Source organism: Solirubrum puertoriconensis, assembly GCF_001483135.1.
GTDB classification, from domain to species: domain Bacteria; phylum Bacteroidota; class Bacteroidia; order Cytophagales; family Hymenobacteraceae; genus Solirubrum; species Solirubrum puertoriconensis.
On record NZ_LNAL01000006.1, the window covers coordinates 968932 to 983676 of the forward strand.

15 protein-coding genes are annotated in these 14745 nt (G+C 61.5%); 9 read left to right on the top strand and 6 right to left on the bottom strand.

Annotated features, from left to right (window positions below; translation table 11 throughout):
* Window positions 1–6 precede the first annotated feature (6 nt).
* Complete coding sequence (locus tag ASU33_RS08955) at window positions 7–1227, bottom strand: molybdopterin molybdotransferase MoeA (RefSeq protein WP_059070346.1); 1221 nt, start codon at window positions 1225–1227, stop codon at window positions 7–9.
* 205 nt (window positions 1228–1432) lie between these two features.
* On the opposite strand from ASU33_RS08955, the gene moaC reads away from it, so the two are divergent.
* The 5 genes from moaC to ASU33_RS08980 all read left to right on the top strand — a co-directional run bounded on the left by moaC (window position 1433) and on the right by ASU33_RS08980 (window position 7186).
* Window positions 1433–1927: a cyclic pyranopterin monophosphate synthase MoaC gene (gene moaC / locus ASU33_RS08960; protein ID WP_059070348.1), complete on the top strand. Its 495-nt coding sequence runs from the start codon at window positions 1433–1435 to the stop codon at window positions 1925–1927.
* Window positions 1920–3095 carry an NTP transferase domain-containing protein gene (locus ASU33_RS20985; protein WP_078062995.1) on the top strand — a complete coding sequence of 392 codons (1176 nt, stop codon included), beginning with the start codon at window positions 1920–1922 and terminating at the stop codon, window positions 3093–3095. Before moaC ends, ASU33_RS20985 begins: the two co-directional genes overlap by 8 nt.
* Window positions 3096–3408: 313 nt before the next feature.
* A complete protein-coding gene (locus ASU33_RS08970; RefSeq protein WP_059070350.1) occupies window positions 3409–3942 on the top strand; it encodes a (2Fe-2S)-binding protein in 534 nt (177 codons plus the stop codon).
* Window positions 3939–4958 carry an FAD binding domain-containing protein gene (locus ASU33_RS08975; protein ID WP_059070352.1) on the top strand — a complete coding sequence of 340 codons (1020 nt, stop codon included), beginning with the start codon at window positions 3939–3941 and terminating at the stop codon, window positions 4956–4958. The genes ASU33_RS08970 and ASU33_RS08975 overlap by 4 nt, the downstream gene beginning before the upstream one ends.
* Entirely contained in the window at window positions 4955–7186 is a 2232-nt protein-coding gene (locus ASU33_RS08980) for a xanthine dehydrogenase family protein molybdopterin-binding subunit (RefSeq protein WP_059070354.1), read from the top strand. Before ASU33_RS08975 ends, ASU33_RS08980 begins: the two co-directional genes overlap by 4 nt.
* Before the next feature lie 77 nt (window positions 7187–7263).
* Here the strand turns inward: ASU33_RS08980 and arr are convergent, their stop codons facing one another.
* Window positions 7264–7704, bottom strand: coding sequence for an NAD(+)--rifampin ADP-ribosyltransferase (gene arr, locus ASU33_RS08985; protein ID WP_216818552.1), 441 nt, complete (start codon window positions 7702–7704; stop codon window positions 7264–7266).
* A gap of 288 nt (window positions 7705–7992) precedes the next feature.
* Here arr and ASU33_RS08990 point away from each other — a divergent pair, with 288 nt between their 5' ends.
* The gene (locus tag ASU33_RS08990; protein ID WP_059070355.1) at window positions 7993–9213 is read left to right on the top strand and encodes an XdhC family protein; all 1221 of its coding nucleotides are present in this window, start codon (window positions 7993–7995) and stop codon (window positions 9211–9213) included.
* Window positions 9214–9298: 85 nt separating this feature from the next.
* Here the strand turns inward: ASU33_RS08990 and ASU33_RS08995 are convergent, their stop codons facing one another.
* Window positions 9299–9715: a molybdenum cofactor biosynthesis protein MoaE gene (locus ASU33_RS08995; RefSeq protein ID WP_059070357.1), complete on the bottom strand. Its 417-nt coding sequence runs from the start codon at window positions 9713–9715 to the stop codon at window positions 9299–9301.
* Between the two features lie 85 nt (window positions 9716–9800).
* Window positions 9801–10043, bottom strand: coding sequence for a molybdopterin converting factor subunit 1 (moaD, locus tag ASU33_RS09000; RefSeq protein ID WP_059070360.1), 243 nt, complete (start codon window positions 10041–10043; stop codon window positions 9801–9803).
* A 146-nt stretch (window positions 10044–10189) separates the two neighbouring features.
* Between moaD and moaA the strand changes: the two genes are divergently transcribed.
* Window positions 10190–11182, top strand: coding sequence for a GTP 3',8-cyclase MoaA (gene moaA / locus ASU33_RS09005; RefSeq protein WP_059070362.1), 993 nt, complete (start codon window positions 10190–10192; stop codon window positions 11180–11182).
* Window positions 11183–11222: 40 nt separating this feature from the next.
* Here the strand turns inward: moaA and ASU33_RS21460 are convergent, their stop codons facing one another.
* On the bottom strand, window positions 11223–11387 hold the full coding sequence (locus tag ASU33_RS21460) for a hypothetical protein (RefSeq protein ID WP_160328165.1): 165 nt from the start codon (window positions 11385–11387) through the stop codon (window positions 11223–11225).
* A gap of 253 nt (window positions 11388–11640) precedes the next feature.
* On the opposite strand from ASU33_RS21460, the gene ASU33_RS09015 reads away from it, so the two are divergent.
* A complete protein-coding gene (locus ASU33_RS09015; protein ID WP_059070365.1) occupies window positions 11641–12432 on the top strand; it encodes an alpha/beta hydrolase in 792 nt (263 codons plus the stop codon).
* A 32-nt stretch (window positions 12433–12464) separates the two neighbouring features.
* On the opposite strand, the gene ASU33_RS09020 is transcribed toward ASU33_RS09015, so the two are convergent.
* The gene (locus tag ASU33_RS09020) at window positions 12465–13628 is read right to left on the bottom strand and encodes a putative sulfate/molybdate transporter (protein ID WP_059070367.1); all 1164 of its coding nucleotides are present in this window, start codon (window positions 13626–13628) and stop codon (window positions 12465–12467) included.
* Between the two features lie 312 nt (window positions 13629–13940).
* On the opposite strand from ASU33_RS09020, the gene map reads away from it, so the two are divergent.
* Window positions 13941–14705 (top strand): type I methionyl aminopeptidase, encoded by a 765-nt coding sequence (map, locus tag ASU33_RS09025; protein ID WP_059070370.1) that lies wholly within the window; start codon window positions 13941–13943, stop codon window positions 14703–14705.
* Window positions 14706–14745 lie beyond the last annotated feature (40 nt).

The window sequence follows — 14745 nt, forward strand, 5'->3', positions numbered from 1 at the left end:
TTTGTTTTACCACCGAAAGCGCCACACCGGCAGCACCTCGCCGGCCGCAAACTGCTCGCGCTCGGCGGGCAGCTCCAGAAAACCGTCGCTGGGGAGCAAACTGGCTAAGTCGCCCGAGCCGTGCGCCCGCTCGGGGTAGGCGAGCAGCTGGCCGGTGGGGCTGCTCTGCAGGCTTACCAGCAGAAAGTGCGTGAGCTTGGGTTTGAAAACGACATCGGTGGCCAGCACGGCATAGGTGGGCGCTGCGAATGTGGGTTCGGGCAACTGCACGGCTCGCAGCCATGGCGCTGCGTAGCGGAAGTAGTTGACGAATGTAGACACCGGATTGCCGGGCAAGGCAAATACCACCGCGCCCTGCGGGTGCCGCCCAAACCAGAACGGCTTGCCCGGGCGCTGCTGCACCTCATGAAAAATCTGCTCGGCGCCGCTTTCGCGCAAGGCCTGCGGCAGGTAGTCGGCTTTGCCTTTTGATACACCGCCGCTGAGCAGCACGGCATCGAACTGCTGCAGCAAGGCAGGCAGGCCCGCGCGTAGGGAGTCGAGGTCGTCGTTGAAGTGGAAGGCCTCGGCTGTGGCGCCAACTTGCTGGGCGGCCGCTTGGAGCATTTGCGCGTTGGAGCGCCGAATCTGGTGCGGCAGCGGCGTTTCGGTTACTTCTACCAACTCGTCGCCGGTGCTTACTACCGCTACCCTAGGTGCCCGCGACACGAGTAGCTGCGCGGCACCAATGGTGGCTGCTACGGCTACTTCGGCGGGGCCGAGCAGCGTGCCGGCGGGCAGCAGCAGCTCGCCCTGTTGGCGGTCGGAAGCGCGGCGATGTACATTAAAGCCGGGCCCGGTGGGCGGCACTTGCACCGTAACGGTGCGGCGGCCGTTGTTGTCTTCGGCAATCAGCAAATCCTCGTAGCGCACCACGGCATCGGTGCCGGGCGGCATGGCCGCACCCGTCATTATCTCGATGGCCGCTTGCGGGTTGTGCAGTGGGCGAGGCGCCTGGCCGGCAAACTGCGTGTGCTCAATCTCAAACACCTGCTGCCCAGCGGCTACGGCGGCGTAGCTCAGGGCAATGCCATCCATGGCAACCCGGTCGAAGGGCGGGAAGTCGCGGTCGGCGTGCAGGGGCTCGCGCAGTACCCGCCCTAGGGCTTGGGCCAGTGGAACAGTTTCGGTGTGCAGCGGCTGGGCGGTGCTCTGAACAAGGCGGGTAGCTTCGTCGACGGAAAGCATGCGGGTTGCGTAGCAAGCTAGTAGGAGAGAGGCCGCCCTAGGTAGCTAAACCCCGGGCAGCGCGCTAAGGTAAAGGGTGACGGGGCAGTAGCCGGTTGGCCGCCGTAACTTGCCAGCCGCGGGCAGCACTACGCAACTCGGGGCGCGGCGGTCGGTTTGTAAGCTGATTGCAAATGCCTGCCCTGCCTGTATTCGACTTCAGAACATGTCCGATTCAAACTCCAAACTCACGCACCTCAACGACGCCGGCCAGCCTGCTATGGTTGATGTGGGCGGCAAGGCCGTAACGCGCCGCGTGGCCCGCGCCCGCAGCCGCGTGGTGCTCGGAACCGATATTCTGGCCCTGGTGCAGCACGGCGACTTGCCCACGCGCAAAGGCCCCGTGTTCCAAACGGCCATTTTGGCGGGAATTATGGCCGCTAAGAAAACCGCCGACCTCATTCCGCTGTGCCACCCCCTAGGTCTGGACGACTGCCAGGTTACCATACAGGTGGCGCCGCCCGAGGCCGTGGTAATTGAGTGCACGGCCACCGTAACGGGCAAAACCGGCGTGGAAATGGAAGCCCTGACGGGTGCCTCCGTGGCGGCCCTTACCATTTACGATATGTGTAAGGCCTTGTCGCACAACATTGTGATTGAGCATACGCGCTTACTGTCGAAAACCGGCGGCAAAAGCGACTACCACTACCAGGATGAATAAGCCCGCCCACAGCAAACACGCTGCCTTGGCCCGGCCCGACCTAGGCGAGTTTGGTCGCCATGAACTGGCCGTGCTAGGTGCCCCGTGCGGGGTTATCAAGGACTTAGTAACGCGCCTGCTGCCCGAGTTGGGCACTGCTTTGCGCGTAGCCTACGTAGATGCCGACCACGCCGCCGGTGACGATGCCGAGCAGGGCGGTGCGGGCGGGGCTGATGCCATTCTGCAAGCCGGAGCCGCTGCCGAACTGACCGACAAAATCCATTTTAGCCGGCTTGATGCGCGGCAGGGCATGGACAAGTTCAGCCAGCAACATTGGCTGGCCGGGCAAAGCCTGGTGCTGGTAAACGGCAACCACTTCCGGGCTAAGCAGCAGGCTATCATTCTCGATCCGCGCAAGCCGCTGGAGAAGAAGCTCGACCGCCTGACCGATGTGCAGTTGGTGCTGACCACTGAAGGCCAAACCGAATTGCCCGATTACCTGCGGGCGCACTTGCCCAATGCCGCCGATCTGTCCGTGTTGGCCCTAGGTGATACCGCCGGCATAGCCGCGTGGGTGCGGCAGTGGTGGCAGCAACGCGTGCCGTTGCTGCGCGGGTTGGTGCTAGCCGGCGGGCAAAGCCAACGCATGCAAACCGACAAAGGCCGCTTGCACTACCACGGCCGCGAACAGCGCGAACACGCCGCCGCGTTGCTGGCTCCGTGGTGCCAGGAGGTATTCGTATCGTGCCGGGCAGAGCAGGCCGCCGAGTTGCCGGCCGGCCTGCAGCCGCTGCCCGATCAGTTTCTTAACCTAGGGCCGATGGGCGGCATTCTGTCGGCACTACGCCACGACCCTAATGCGGCGTGGCTAGTGGTGGCCTGCGACCTGCCTTTCCTTTCCGAAACCACGTTGCAGCACCTGGTGCAGCACCGCAACCCGGCCCGCGTGGCAACCGCCTTCCAAAGCCCCGAAAACGAGTTTCCGGAGCCGCTGATTACCATTTGGGAGCCGGGCAGCTATGGCGTGTTGCTGCAGTTCCTGGCGCTGGGGTATTCGTGCCCGCGCAAGGCGCTGATCAATTCCAATGTAGAGCTGCTGCAGGCCCCGGTACCGCAGGAGTTGCGCAACGTAAACACACCTGCGGAACGCGACGCTGCGCAGCAAGAATTGGCGGAGCACCCTAGGTAAACTTAGCCTAGAGTCGGTAATCCGTATTGGCTGATTTGGCAGTTGGTTACGCGCAAGTAGCTGGCTACCGAATCAGCCAATTGTGTTTTGAGGTGCGTTGGCTTTCGGATGGCTACTTCATGCGATGTGTGATAAAGATCTGATAAACAAATAATAATGATTTAGGTAACTGAGCCGAGAGGCCAGCGTTATGGCCAACCGAATAGTACGCTAAGGCCAACGTAGGCCAGGCAAAAGCGTAAGTCCCACTATTGGGCGCTGGTAGTTAGCCTGCCAAAGCGCCCGGGTATCAAGCCGCCTAACCCTAGCTTGTATGAGCAACTCAGCCACACCAAACACCACCGACAGTCCAGCGCTGGCACCGCCCGCTACCTCGCCAGTCACGTTGCGCATCAACGGCAGCGACATGACGCTACAGCTCGCCCCTTGGACGACGCTGCTCGACGCCCTGCGCGAGTATGCGGGCCTAACGGGCACCAAGAAGGGCTGCGACCACGGCCAGTGCGGCTCCTGCACAGTACTCGTTGATGGCAAGCGCATTAACTCGTGCCTTACGTTGGCCATGCTGCACGAAGGGGCCGAAATAACCACCATCGAAGGCCTAGGCCAAGAAGATAACCTGCACCCCTTGCAGCAAGCTTTCCTCGACCATGATGCTTTCCAGTGCGGCTACTGCACGCCGGGCCAAATCTGCTCGGCGCAGGGGCTCATCAACGAAGGCAGAGCCCACACCGAAGATGAAATTCGGGAGATGATGAGCGGCAACCTGTGCCGCTGTGGGGCCTACGTGGGCATTCTGAACGCCGTGAAGGAAGTAGTGGACGCCCAAACCGCCCGTCGCCAATGAACCCGTTTACCCTGACCCGCGCCGAAACGGTGGAAGGAGCTGTGCGCGATTTCCGCGACAGCGACAGCCCGGCCTTTATTGCCGGCGGCACCAACATCATCGACCTGATGAAGGAAAACGTGGCGCGGCCCACGCACCTCATCGGGCTGAACAAGCTGCCGCTCAACACCATTGAGCCCACAGCCGAGGGCGGGCTGCGCCTAGGTGCCACTGCCACCAACGCCGACACGGCCTGGCACCCCGAGGTGCAGTGCCGCTACCCCTTGCTGAGCCAGGCAATTTTGGCCGGCGCCTCGCCGCAGCTGCGCAACATGGCCACCAACGGCGGCAACCTGATGCAGCGCACCCGTTGCTACTATTTCTACGACACGGCTACGCCCTGCAACAAGCGCGAGCCGGGCTCGGGCTGCGGCGCCATAGGCGGCTACAACCGCATTCATGCCATCTTGGGGGCCAGCGAGCAATGCATTGCCACGCACCCTTCGGACATGTGCATTGCCCTGGCCGCGCTCGAAGCCGAGGTGCACGTGGTGGGCCCCGGGGGCAGCCGCGTTATCAAGTTTGAAGACTTTCACCGGCTGCCAGGCAACACGCCCGAGCGCGACAACACCCTGGAGCCCGGCGAGCTGATTGTGGCCTTGGAGCTGCCCAAAAAAGGCTTTGAGAAGCACTTCAGCTACCTAAAGCTGCGCGACCGAACCAGCTACGCGTTTGCGTTGGTGTCGGTAGCGGCGGTGCTGGAGCTCGATGGTAGTACCATCGAAGATGCCCGGCTGGCCCTAGGTGGCGTGGCCCACAAACCCTGGCGCGACAAAGCCGCCGAGGCCCTGCTGATTGGCCAGCCCGCTACCACCAGCACCTTCAAGAAAGTGGCCGAAGCCGTGCTGAAAGACGCGGTAGGGCAGGGCACCAACGATTTCAAGATTGAGCTGGGCCGGCGCGCTATTGTGCGGGCGCTGCAGCAAGCCACCGCAGGCGGAAAAGCATCCGACGTATTTCTGAACAGCAACCCATGACCATCAATACCAAATACGTCGGCAAAGCGCCCAACCGCGTGGAGGGCCCGGCGAAAGTAACCGGCACGGCTAAGTATTCGGCGGAGTTTGAGGTGCCCAACCTGGCTTACGGCGTGGTTGTCAGCAGCACCATTGCCAAGGGGCGCATCAAAAGCATTGGGGCCGATAAGGTGCTGGCGCTGCCGGGCGTGCTGCAGGTGTTCTCGCACGAAAACGTACCTAGGCAGGCCTGGTTCGACCGCGCCTGGAAAGACGACATTGCGCCCGGCGGCTCGCCCTTCCGGCCCCTGCACGACGACGAAGTAAAGTTCAGCCAGCAGCCCGTGGCGCTGGTAGTAGCCGAAACCTTCGAGCTGGCCCGCTACGCCGCCGGCATTCTGGAGGTGGAGTACAAAGAGGAGAAGCACGAAACCGACATCGAGCAGAAGCGCGACGAGGGCCACGCGCCGGGCAAGGGCAAATCGGGCTATAAGCCACCCAAAAGCCGCGGCAACGCCAACAAGGCCCTCGACGAAGCCGAGCACCGCATCCGGGAGGAGTACATCCACGGCACGCAACACCACAACCCCATGGAACTGTACGCCTCCACGGTGCACTACCACCCCGATGGCAAGCTCACCATCTACGACAAAACCCAGGGCGTTTACAACTGCCAGCAGTACGTGGCCAAGGTGTTCGGGCTGAGCAAGGACGACGCCCGCGTCATCAACCTCTACAACGGCGGCGCCTTCGGCTCGGGGCTGCGGCCGCAGTACGAGCTGTTTTTGTCGGTAATGGCAGCTTTGGAGCTGAAGCGTTCGGTACGTGTCACGCTCACGCGGCAGCAGATGTTTTCCATCGGGCACCGACCGCACACGCTGCAAACGCTGGAGATGGGCACCAACCCCGATGGCACCCTGGCCGCCCTAAAGCACTATTGCCTGCACGAAACTTCGCGCTTCGAGGAGTACACCGAAAACGTGGTGAACTGGTCGGGCATGTTGTACCAGTGCGACAACGTGCACCTGAGCAACCAGGTGGCCGCCTTGGATGTGTACACCCCGCAGGACATGCGCGCCCCCGGCGCCGCCACCGGCTCGTTTGCCCTCGAAGTGGCCATGGACGAAATGGCCTACGCCGCCGGCCTCGACCCGCTGGACTTCCGCATTCGCAACTACGCCGAAACCGACCAGAGCGAGAACCTGCCCTTCAGCAGCAAGCGCCTGCGCGACTGCTACCACCTAGGGGCCGAGAAGTTTTGCTGGAGCAAGCGGCCCATGGCCCCGCGCTCCATGCGCGAGGGCAACCGGCTGATTGGTTGGGGCGTGGCCGGCGGCGTGTGGGATGCGCAAATGAATAAGGCCTCGGCCAAAGCCACCATCACGGCCGACGGGTACCTGACCGTGGAAAGCGCCGCGGGCGAAAACGGCACCGGCACCTACACCATCATGACGCAGATTGCGGCCGAAACCCTGGGCCTGCCGCTCGAAGCCGTAACCTTTCGCCTCGGCGACACCAACATGCCCGAAGCGCCCGTGCAAGGCGGCTCCTGGACGGCCGCTACCGTGGGCACCGCCGTGCAGAAGGCTTGCCAGGCCCTAGGTGAAAAACTGCTGAAGCTGGCCCAGAAGATGGACGACTCGCCCCTGAAGGGCGCCAGCCTCGACGACGTGGAGTTCGTAAACGGCCAGCTGCGCCTGCGCACCGCTCCTGAGCAATCGGTGGTGCTGCGCGATGTGCTGCAAACCAGCGGCGAGCGGGAAATAGCGGCCGACTCCACGGCCATTCCCAACCTCATCAACATGGCCAAGTACTCCATGCACTCGCACAACGTGGTGTTTGCGGAGGTGATGGTGGATGAGGACCTAGGCACCGTGCACGTGTCGCGCGTGCTCAATGTGTGCGCCGCGGGCCGCATCCTCAATCAAAAAACGGCCCGCTCGCAGGTGCTTGGTTCGGTGGTGTGGGGCATCAGCATGGCCCTGATGGAGGAAACCGTGCCCGACCACCGCTTCGGGCGCTACATGAACCACAACTATGCCGAGTACCACATTCCCGTCAACGCCGACATTCACAATATCGAGGTGCTGTTTGTAGAGGAGGAGGACCCCTACGTAAATCCCTTAGGTGTGAAAGGCATCGGAGAGTTGGGCCTGCTGGGCGTAGCTGCCGCCATTACCAACGCCGTGTACCACGCCACCGGCAAGCGCGTGCGCCGCTTGCCTATTTATTTGGACAAGCTGCTGTAGAGGAAACCTTCCTTGCACGTCATGCTAGCCAGGCAAAGCATGACGTGCAAGGGAAATTTTAGCGAAAGAGCTAAATCTTAGTCCTCAATGGCTTCAATGCCTTGCTCTTTTAGCTGCTCTAAGTGCGCTTTCATAGCGTTGAGGTGTTCGGGAGAATGGCCTTGCCAATTGGTAACTTCCCCAACCACTCGCAGCGGGTGTTGCGTGCGGTAGGATTTGGTTGGGTTGCCCGGAAACTTCTTGTCCGTCAGGTTCGGGTCGTCTTCGAAAGGGCCGGTTGGCTCCACTATGTAAATGCGGCCGGGCCCGTCGCCTAGGGCAAGTTCAGCGCCCCAAGTGGCCGCGTCCAGGGTGGCAGTGAGGTACACGTACGCTGCCTTTTTGCGCTGCCCATAGTTCGAGTTGAAGCCGGGCTGTATCAGGTCGCCTAGGTGCAGGTTGGCCTTGGTGCCATGATAGAAGGGCGGCTCGTTCTGGTTGTGGATAGCGGCTGTGCTCATGTCCTCGTATTTGCTCATTATGATTGTAGCCTTGGCTTCTGTTGCGCTTACGGATAACCGCTGAACAGCTGGCATATATGTGCCCAACGACGGTGTTGATGCTTCAAGGCAAGCATATGTAACCCGGCTACTGCGCGTTATCTGCTACCTCCACACCTAGCGGGGAACCGTGCCGATGCTGCCTTAGTGCACAACCGCTAGCCTTGGACCGGCGTACTGCCCAAAGCCGCTTTCTTTACCAAGCTTATCATGGCAACAGGCACCCGCGGCGGGCTTTTGCCGGTACCTGTCGCTTTTTATCACCCGATGACCGAACTTCAACGTCTGCTTGCTGCCTACGACGACTACCTTGCCGCCGGCCGCGCCTGCGCCCTGGCCACGGTGGTAGAGGTTGAGGGCTCGGCCTACCGCCGCCCCGGTGCCCGCATGCTCGTTACCGACGACGGCCAGCTTACCGGTGCCATCAGCGGTGGCTGCCTCGAGGGCGACGCCCGCCAGCGCGCCCGGCAGGCGTTGCAGCAACAGCGCCCCACGCTTGTTACCTACGACACCAGCGACGAAGACGACCCGCGCCACGGCCTCGGCCCCGGCTGCCAGGGAGTAGTGCGCATCCTGCTCGAACCCCTCGATTTCACCGACCCCGACAACCCCTTGGAGCTGCTGCGCGGCTTCGCCCTGCACCCCGAGCCAGCCGTACTAGGTACGGTTGTCAGGTGCGCCGCCGGGCAGGCCGTAGCCGACCTAGGCCAACGCCTGCTGCTAATGCCCGACGGACAGGTGCGCGGCTCGGCGCTCGATAATCTTCCCCTTACGGCCCAATTGCGCCGCGACGCTGCTCAGGCCCTAGGTCAAGATCAATCACTGATTCGCGAGTACCCAGCACCGGCGGGCGGCACCGTGCGCGTGTTTCTGGAAGTGCTGCGCCCACCGTTGCGCCTTACCGTGTACGGCGCCGGCAACGATGCCCAGCCGCTCGTTCGGCTGGCGGCTTCCCTAGGTTGGCAGGTAAGCGTAGTAGATGGCCGGCCCCGCCAGGCCGCGCCGGAGCGCTTCCCCGAAGCTGCCGAAGTGCGCGTGGTGCCCCTGGCCGAAGTGCCCGCATTGCCGCTTTCGGCCGATTACGCCGTGCTACTTACGCACAACTATGCCTACGATTTGGCCGTGCTGCAGCGCCTGCTCGAAGCACCCACGAACTATATCGGCCTACTAGGCCCGCGAACCAAGGCTGCCCGCCTACTCGAGGAGCTAAGCCAGGAGGTAACCGACGCCGAAACCCGTTTGCAAGGTCGCCTCTACAGCCCCGTTGGCCTGAACCTAGGGGCCGAAACCCCCGAAGAAATTGCCTTATCGATTGTGGCTGAGATACAAGCCGTGCGGCAAGGGCGGCCGGGCGGTATGCTCACCCACACCACCGACCCAATCCATGCCCGGCCAACCAACGTAGCCAGCCCCGATTCTGAGGAAGCTTCTGACAGCAAAGCCCGCTACCGCCACGTGGTGGTTACTGAACCCAGCTGCGGAGTGTAACCTCGGTTAAATTGCTCGCCTAGTGTTACCAGGCGTAGGGGTGGTATGAGGTGATGCTACCTGACCAACTCCTGCACGCATGCACCTAGGGGTGCGCTGCTACCCACACAGTGCCGTCTTCGTACTCCTCTTTTTTCCAGATTGGCACCACTTCCTTCAGCGTGTCGATGATGTACTGGCAGGCGGCAAACGACTCGGCGCGGTGCGGCGTCGAAACGGCCACTACCACGGCCACATCGCCAATTTCGAGGGTGCCTTTGCGGTGTAGCACGGCCACTTGCTGCAGCATCGGCCAACGCTCCTGAGCTTGCTCGGCCACGCGGCGAAGTTGGTGCACGGCCATGGCATCGTAGGCTTCGTAGTGCAGGCGCACCACGCGCCGGCCCGTGCTTTGGTTGCGAATAGTGCCGATAAAGGAGTTTACCGCGCCGGCGCCATCGGCTTGCACGGCCTGCAGTACGGCCGCAACGTCAATGGGCTGGTCGGTGAGCTGGATGAGCATGTTGTTGATTCTGGATTGGGAATTCTGAATCAGGAAGTGGGCGTAGCCACTGGTTGAAACCTAATTCATCAGGAGCAATTGTCCGTTAGCCACCACTCACGGGCGGAATCAGGGCTATTTCGTCGCGCTCCTGCAGCAGGGCGTCGGCGGGGGCGTACTCATTGTTCACGGCTACGGCCAGGCTGCGGAGCTCACCTAGAGCCGGGTAGGTTTGGTGCAGCTGCTCGAGCAGCTGCTGCACCGATTGGCCGGGCTGCAGCGCAACCTCGAGCGTAGGCGCGCCAACGATTTCGCGGGTAATGCCGAACAGGGCAATGGATAAGTTCATGAGTGCAACGGAAGAAATGCGCGGCAAATGGCAAAGAAAAAGAACGGAAATGCCAGCTTTACGTTTTTCTGACGCGGAGCCGACAAACCCAGGGCAACTGGGGGAGCGGCTCGTGCCTGTAGTACATGCCTAACTCTGCCACACCGGTGCTATACGACAACCACGGGCGTCCGCTCGAATACGTACGTGTGGCCGTTACCGACCGGTGCAACCTACGCTGCTTTTACTGCATGCCCGAAGAGGGCATCAATTACGTACCCCGGCAGGCGCTGCTAAGCTACGAAGAGCTGGAGCGCGTGGTGCGGGTGTTGGCGAGCTTAGGCGTGCGCAAAGTACGCCTAACCGGCGGCGAACCGTTTGTGCGCCGCGGGTTGCTCCCGTTTATCGAGCGCCTCAGCAGCATTGCCGGCATCGATGATATTGGCCTGACCACTAACGGTGTACTCACGGCGCCCCACGTGCCCGAGCTGGCGCGGCTGGGCGTGCGCTCCGTCAACCTCAGCTTGGATACGCTTGATCGGGAACGGTTTCTGCGCATTACGCGCCGCGACGAGCTACCTCGGGTGCTCGAAACATTCCATGCCCTGCTGGCGGCTGGTATCCGCGTGAAGATCAACGCCGTGGTGATGGACGGCCAAAACATCGAAGACCTGGTGCCCTTGGCCGAGCTGACGCGCGAACTGCCTGTGGAGGTGCGCTTCATCGAGGAAATGCCCTTCAACGGCGGCAGCCACGCCACCCCGGCTTTGCTGCCCTGGAACCACGTGCGCATTCGCGAGCATTTGGCCGCGCATTTTGGCCAGTTGCTGCCGCAAAACTCTGCTCCGGGCGCTACCGCCACAAGCTACCTTGTGCCGGGCCACGCCGGGCGCCTTGGCATTATTGCGGCGTACACGCGTACGTTTTGCGGCACCTGCAACCGCATCCGCCTCACGGCCGAAGGCGGCCTGAAAACCTGCCTTTACGACCAAGGCGTGCTTGATGTGCGGGCTTTATTGCGCGGTGGCGCTTCGGATGCCGAACTGGGCGCGGCCCTCGCCAATGCCTTCCGGTACCGGGCAGCCAACGGCTTCGAGGCCGAGCAGCGCCGCCCGGTGCACCAAATCAGCTTTGAATCGATGTCGACGATAGGCGGCTAAGTCAGCTGGGCAACCTGCTGTCAGTATCCCCGGGCCTAGGTCAGGAGGACTGCTCGAGGCGTTGTAGCACCTCATCCAGCGTAAGCTGCCCCAGGATAAACCGCGCCAGCAAGCGGCGCTCCTGCTTATTGGGGTCGAGGGCGGTTTGCCGAGCTACGCGCAATGCCCACAACACCGCCCGTCGGCGTTGCTCAGCACTTTGCAAGGGGGGGTAGTTCGGGCACATTGCAAACTAAAAAGCCTAGCCCCTTGCCCGCAACCGAGGAAATACTGCTTTTAGCGACTACGAGTACGTATAGATAATTACGAATATACCTGCGTGATTAAGTACTTATGCAGGCCTTGGTATGGCACGCATGAGCTTGGCAAGTCGTGCGTTATGTTATGTAAGCACCTCACTAGGTTGCAGCGACCCAAAGTTTTGCGTAGGCTTTACCAGACTATTTGCAGGTGCTGCTATGAAAGCTTTGCTGATTACCCTAAGCGTAGCCGCGGGGCTTTACGCGCTGGTGTGCTTACTGCTGTACTTCGGGCAAGAGCGCATGCTTTTCTTTCCTGATAAGCTGCCCGCCAACTTTCGGTTTTCCTTCCGCACCCGGTTTGAGGAACGCTGGATTACCGCGCCCGATGGGGTTCGGTTGCACGGGCTGCTCTTCCGCGCCGCGGCACCTAGGGGCGTAGTGTTTTACCTGCACGGCAACGGCGGCGCCCTCGACAATTGGGGCTACGTGGCCGATGCTTACACGCGCTTGGGTTACGATGTGTTTATGCTCGATTACCGCGGCTACGGCAAAAGCCAGGGCCGCATCAGCAGCGAGCAGCAACTACTCGAAGACGTACGGGCCGCCTACCAGCACGTGCTAGCCGAATACCCCGAAAACCGCACGGTTGTGCTGGGCTATTCGTTGGGCACCGGCCCTGCGGCTTGGCTGGCGGCCAATTACCAGCCCCGCCTGCTGATTTTGCAGGCGGCTTACTACAGCCTCGAGCGCGTGGCGCGTCACCATTTTCCGTGGGTGCCGGGCTTCTTGGTGCGCTACCCGCTGCGCACCTATCAGCTGCTGCCGCGCATCAAAGCGCCCATTGTGCTTTTCCACGGCGACCACGACGAAGTTGTGCCCTACACCTCGGCTACCGAATTAAAGCCGCTGCTCAAGCCCCACGATCAACTGATTACCCTAGCAAATGCTGGGCACAACGGCATTACCGAAAACCCGAAGTACTTGCGCGTTCTGGCCGAGGTGCTGTAGCTAATTTGGGCATGGCCATACGCCGGCAGGCGCTACTTGCCCAAGCCTACCCAGCCCCGCTGCATGGCATAGTAAAGCGCCGTGCCCACCACCAAGCCAACCAAGTAGCCATAGGGCAAACCACTGCACAGAAGGCCCACCAACAAAGCTACCAGTAGGTTGGCTTTCGAATCGGCGATATCGCGCAACAATCCGGCCAGCGCTAACGCCTCAAACAACAAAATGACACCTAGGATAGGCAGCGGAAAAAGCTGCACCACCTGCTGAAAACCCTGGCTGAAGAACAAGCCCATCGTGAGGAACAGGCACCCGTAGAGCACCGCCGAGCCTCCGGTGCGGGCCCCAAAGGCGTAGTGGCCCACCAACCCGCCCGAGCCGTGGCACACCGGAAAACCACCCAAAAAGGGATTCACGATATTCATGAGGGCGTAGGTAAAGCTGATTTGCCGCACGGTGATGTTCCGCTCCGGAAAGTGGTCGTGCAGCACTTGGCGAGTGGCCAGCACCGAGTTGCCCAACGACAAGGGTATTTGGGGCAGAGCCAACAGCACCGCCCCGGTAAGAATATCGGCCGTGTTGGGCAGGTGCCACGTGGGCAAACGCAAGCCAAAGGCCTTTTGGGCCGTGGCCAAATCGAGCTTGAAGAGCAAAGCATAAGTGGCACCTAGGGCAATTACCACCAACGCCGCCGGCCAGCGGCGGTTGCCCAGCAGCACCACCGTAATCAAGAAACCCGCCGCTGCCAGGGCGTAACCAGCGGCGCCGTCGGCGGGTACGTACTCCTTAAGGGCCAGCGTAGTTAGCTGCATGGCAAGCCCAAACTGAATGCCGCGCACCACGGGTTTGGGCACCAGCCGCGCCAGCGCATCAATCAGCCCCGTAACCGACAGCAGCAGCATGCCCAGGCCCACGGCCAACCCGCCGCCCAAAATGGTGCGCTCCGGAATTTTCTGGGCAATTACCAGCGCGGCAAAAGCTTTCAATGGTTGCACGGGCATAGGCAAGCCGTACCACAACCCCGAGAAAACCTGCATCAGCCCGAACATGACCAGCACGCCCGCGCTATCGATGCCCGAGGCTGCAATAATGCCAATGAGCAGTGGCAGATCGGTGCCTAGGTCGCCGAAGGCCCCGGCCAGCTCGTTGCGGTCGAAACGCAGGCGGGGGCGCGATGGAGAAGTAGCGGTAAGCGGCATTGGCAGAGGTATACGCAGTCGGCTAAGTAGCAGCGAAATTGGTTTGGCAACAAGATGTAGTTGGCGCTGCCCGAACCCTGAGGCCGCGAGCGGATTAGCCAATACGAATGGATGAAGGTAAGCGGTAGGGCTGTGTTTGTACGGCTGCTTCGCCGCCGTGCGTGCAAACCGGCGTGCCTTGGTGCGGTTATAAGCTGAGACTTTGAAGCACATCTTCAGCTCGAAGCAAAAGCCTAATCCCAACACTAGCGTACTTTGGTGCAGCAGGCAAGTAAGGTCGTATCGCGCACCAGCGTTTAGCATTTCACGCCCATGTCCATCACCTCCCAAGCCGATTTAGCTGGGCTTCAGCTTATCAGCGAAGCCGTTGGTACCACCCTCAAGCAAATGCGCGAGTATGCCAAGCCGGGCATGAGCACCAAAGAGCTGGACGAGTACGGCGGCAGCATCCTCAATGCCTTAGGTGCCAAATCGGCCCCGCGGCTAACCTACGGTTTTCCGGGCTGGACGTGCATCAGTGTGAACAACGAAGTGGCGCACGGCATCCCGTCGGCTCGCAAGGTGCTGCACGAGGGCGACTTGGTGAATATTGACGTATCGGCCGAGTTGGGCGGCTACTGGGCCGACAACGGCGGCTCGTTCGTGCTCGGGGCTGATATCCATAACCACCAACCGCTGGTTGATGCTTCGCGGCAGATCTTGCGCACGGCCCTCAGCCGCATTCGGGGCGGCGTACGCATTGCCGATGTGGGCGGGCTGATTGAGGCCGAAGCCCGAAAAGCAGGATTTCGGGTGATTAAGAACTTGGTAGGGCACGGTGTGGGGCGCAGCCTGCACGAAGAGCCCACCGAAATACCCTGCTACTACGACCGACACAACTTAAAACGCTTCAAGAAGAACTCGGTGGTGGCCGTCGAAACCTTCATTTCTACCCGCGCTACCCTGGCCCACCAGCTCGGCGACGGCTGGACGCTGGCCACCAAAGACGGCTCGTTCGTAGCTCAGCACGAGCACACCATCGTCATCACCGATGGCCAGCCGATCATCCTCACGGAGGCAAATAGCATTTGGGCGTAAGCCGCGGGCACTAGCGCCATGTGCTTGCCCTAGGTAGCAG

Bases quoted from the DNA above. Each gene is read 5' to 3' on its own strand.
- ASU33_RS08970 (WP_059070350.1), top strand. From the start codon at position 3,409: ATGAGCAACTCAGCCACACCAAACACCACCGACAGTCCAGCGCTGGCA.
- ASU33_RS08955 (WP_059070346.1), bottom strand. From the start codon at position 1,227: ATGCTTTCCGTCGACGAAGCTACCCGCCTTGTTCAGAGCACCGCCCAG.
- ASU33_RS08980 (WP_059070354.1), top strand. From the start codon at position 4,955: ATGACCATCAATACCAAATACGTCGGCAAAGCGCCCAACCGCGTGGAG.
- ASU33_RS08975 (WP_059070352.1), top strand. From the start codon at position 3,939: ATGAACCCGTTTACCCTGACCCGCGCCGAAACGGTGGAAGGAGCTGTG.
- moaC (WP_059070348.1), top strand. From the start codon at position 1,433: ATGTCCGATTCAAACTCCAAACTCACGCACCTCAACGACGCCGGCCAG.
- ASU33_RS20985 (WP_078062995.1), top strand. From the start codon at position 1,920: ATGAATAAGCCCGCCCACAGCAAACACGCTGCCTTGGCCCGGCCCGAC.
- ASU33_RS08995 (WP_059070357.1), bottom strand. From the start codon at position 9,715: ATGCTCATCCAGCTCACCGACCAGCCCATTGACGTTGCGGCCGTACTG.
- arr (WP_216818552.1), bottom strand. From the start codon at position 7,704: ATGAGCAAATACGAGGACATGAGCACAGCCGCTATCCACAACCAGAAC.
- ASU33_RS08990 (WP_059070355.1), top strand. From the start codon at position 7,993: ATGACCGAACTTCAACGTCTGCTTGCTGCCTACGACGACTACCTTGCC.
- ASU33_RS09015 (WP_059070365.1), top strand. From the start codon at position 11,641: ATGAAAGCTTTGCTGATTACCCTAAGCGTAGCCGCGGGGCTTTACGCG.
- moaD (WP_059070360.1), bottom strand. From the start codon at position 10,043: ATGAACTTATCCATTGCCCTGTTCGGCATTACCCGCGAAATCGTTGGC.
- map (WP_059070370.1), top strand. From the start codon at position 13,941: ATGTCCATCACCTCCCAAGCCGATTTAGCTGGGCTTCAGCTTATCAGC.
- ASU33_RS09020 (WP_059070367.1), bottom strand. From the start codon at position 13,628: ATGCCGCTTACCGCTACTTCTCCATCGCGCCCCCGCCTGCGTTTCGAC.